Consider the following 3,524-nt stretch of genomic DNA (forward strand, 5'->3'; position numbering starts at 1 on the left):
GTCCCCGTCCCATGCGCCTCCACCACATCCACGTCCTCAGGCACAAGCCGCGCACTGGCCAACGCCGCCCGAATCACCCGCTGCTGCGAAGGACCATTCGGCGCCGTCAGACCATTCGACGCACCGTCCTGATTCACCGCAGAACCCCGCACCACCGCCAACACCCGATGCCCATTACGCCGGGCGTCCGAAAGACGTTCCAGGGCGAGGATCCCGGCGCCTTCGGCCCAGGCCACGCCGTCGGCCGAAGCGGCGAAGGCCTTGCTCCGTCCGTCGGCGGCCAGGCCGCGCTGGCGGGAGAACTCGACGAAGGGGCGTGGGGTGTGCATGACGGTGACGCCGCCGGTGAGGGCCAGGTCGCACTCGCCGGACCGCAGTGCCTGCGCGGCCAGGTGCAGGCCGACCAGGGAAGTCGAGCAGGCGGTGTCGACGGTGACCGCGGGCCCGGTGAAGTCGAAGGTGTAGGAGATGCGGCCGGAGGCGATGCTGCCGGCGCTGCCCGTGCCGAGCGTGCCCTCGAAGCCAGCGGGCGCGGCGCCCAGGCGGGAGGCGTACTCGTGGTACATCACTCCGGCGTACACGCCCGTGCGGCTGCCCTTGAGCGTGGCCGGGTCGATACCCGCACGCTCCAGTGCCTCCCACGAGCACTCCAGCAGCAGCCGCTGCTGCGGATCCATCGCCAGGGCCTCGCGCGGCGAGATACCGAAGAACGCGGCGTCGAACTCCCCGGCCTGGTGCAGGAATCCGCCGTGCCGTACGTACGACTTGCCCACGGCGTCAGGGTCCGGGTCGTACAGGCTCTGGACGTCCCAACCACGGTCGGTGGGCCACTCGGTGATGGCGTCCGTACCGGAGGCGACGAGGTTCCAGAAGTCCTCGGGGGTGCGCACGCCCCCGGGGAAACGGCCGGCCATGCCCACGATCACAACCGGGTCGTCCTCGGCCGGCGTGGCCACCGCTGCTGGTGCGGCGGCCGGGGCGGTGGCCGTGTGCTCGGGCAGGGTGAGGCGGGACAGGACGTGCTCGGCGATGGCCGCGGGGGTGGGGTAGTCGTAGGTGAGGGTGGCGGGCAGGCGCAGTTCGACGGCGGCGGAGAGCCGGTTGCGGAACTCGACGGCGGTGAGCGAGTCGAAGCCGGCCTCGTCGAGGTTCTGGTCGGGTCGTACGCCGTCGGCGGCGTTGTACCCCAGGGTGTCGGCGACCGCGTTGCGCACGAGGTTGAGGACCGTGCGAGTGCGCTCGGGTGCGGTCAGTTCGTCGAGCCTGTCGCGCAGCGAGGCGACCGGCTGGGTGCGCGTCGCCGCCCGTGCCTGCTCGGGGACGAGTCCGCGCATCGGAGCGGGGAGGTGCTCGCGCCGGGCGCGCAGCACTGCGGCGTCCACCCGCATCGGCACCAGCAGTGCTTGCCCGGCGGCGCATCCGGCGTCGAAGAGCCGCATGCCCTCCTCGGCGGTCAGCGCGGTGACGCCAATCCGGGAGATGCGCGTCAGTTCGGTGTCGCCGAGGCCGCGGGCCATGCCGCCGTGCTCGGCCCACAGTCCCCAGGCGAGCGACACGGCGGGCATGCCCTGTCGGCGCCGGTACGCGGCGAGCCCGTCGAGGTAGGCATTGGCGGCAGCGTAGTTGCCCTGGCCGGCGGCGCCCAGCACGGCCGACGCGGAGGAGAACAGCACGAATGCGGCCAGGTCCAGCTGAGCGGTCAGTTCGTGCAGGTGGCGGGCGCCGTCAACCTTCGCCGCGAACGAGGTGTCGATGCGCTCGGCCGTGAGGGCGTGCAGGACGCCGTCGTCCAGGACACCGGCGGTGTGCACGACGGCCGTGAGCGGGTGGTCGTCCGGTATGGAGGCGATCAGTGCGGCGACGGCCTCGCGGTCGGAGACGTCGCAGCGTACGGCCGTGATGTCCGCGTCGAGCCGTTCGGTGCCCGGGGTGAGCCTGCCGCTCCGGCTCGCCAGGAGCAGCCGGCGCACGCCGTGGCGTTCCACGAGGTGCCTGGCCACGAGTCCGGCCAGGGCACCCGAGCCACCGGTGATCAGGACGGTGCCGTCGGCGTCCCAGGCGGCGGGGGTCTGAGGGGCGGGGGCGGCGGCCAGCCTGGGTGCCAGGACGGCGCCGTCACGGATCGCCACCTGGGGTTCCCCCGTGGCGAGCGCGGCTGCCAGGGTGGCCGGGTCCAGATCCGGGTCGTCGGAGTCGAGGAGCACAAAGCGGTCGGGGTGCTCGGTCTGCGCGGTGCGGACCAGGCCCCAGAGCGGCGCGTGGTCGAGATCGTGGATGTCGTCCCCGACCGCCACGGCACGGTGGGTGAGCAGGGCGAGCCTGGTGGTGCCGGTGTCCCCGGCCAGCCATCCCTGCAACAGCTCCAGTGCGCGATGCGTCGCCTGATGCGCGCCTTCGCCGTCGAGGCACGGCACTACCACGATGTCGGCGTCCTGGGCGAGTGCCTCCTCCGCCGTGCCCGCCCGGGCCACGCGCAGGTCAGAGCCGTCGGCGGCGGCCACCGGCACCCATGCGACATGGAACAGCGAGTCGCGCAGGGTTGCCGAGAGCTGTCCGGCGGAGATCGGTCGCAGGGCCAGCGAGTCGACTGTCAGCACCGGCCGGCCCATGGTGTCGGTGATGTCCAGTCGGACGGCGTCGGCACCCGCCCGGGAGATCCGCACGCGTACGGTGCTGGCACCATGGGCGTGCAGGGTCACGCCCTCCCAGGCGAACGGCAGGTACTTCTCCCCCGGCCGCTCGTGGAAGGCGCCCAGCCGGGTGGCGTGCAATACAGCGTCCAGCAGGGCCGGATGCATTCCGAACCGGGCGGCGTCGGCACCGGCAGCCTCGGGCAGCACCACTTCGGCGAGCACCTCGTCGTCCAACCGCCACGCAGCCCGTAGGCCCCGGAACAGCGGGCCGTACCGGTAACCGTGGTCGGCGAGGTCGGCGTAGAAGTCGTCGAGGTCGACGGCCTGGGCGTGCGCTGGCGGCCATTCACCGGTCGGTATGACGGACTCCGTCGGCTGGGCCGGCGCCAGCAGCCCGTTGACGTGCAGCGTCCACGTGTGCTCGGGGTTCTCGCCATCGGGGCGCGCGTGCACGCTGAGCGCACGCCGACCGTCGGTCTCCGGCGCCCCCACCACCACCTGCACCTGTACCGCACCCCGCTCCGGCAGGACCAGTGGCTGATGAAGCGTCAGTTCCTGTACGACCGGACAGTCCACCTCCGCCCCGGCCCGCACCGCCAGCTCGAGGAACGCGGTACCCGGCAGCAGGGCCGAGCCCAGCACCGTGTGGTCGGCCAGCCAGGGATGCGTACGCAGCGCCAGCCGTCCTGCGAAGACGACCTTGTCGTCGCCCGCAACGCCGACGACGGCACCCAGCAGCGGATGCCTGGCATCTCCGAGTCCCATCTCCACCGGCTCGGCGCCACCGGCGGCGGGGTGCATCCAGTAGTGCTGGTGTTGGAAGGGGTAGGTGGGCAGGTCGACGGTACGGGCCGGTGGGAACAGGGCGGCCCAGTGGACCGGGTGGCCGTG

1 protein-coding gene is annotated in these 3,524 nt (G+C 72.6%); it reads right to left on the minus strand.

The genetic code is table 11. The annotated features are described in order from the left end of the window. A partial coding sequence (locus ACZ4V6_RS36410) for a type I polyketide synthase (protein ID WP_467835541.1) occupies nt 1-3,524 on the minus strand: 3,524 nt, incomplete at both ends.

The sequence above is a fragment of the Streptomyces sp. NPDC029152 genome (assembly GCF_055564355.1).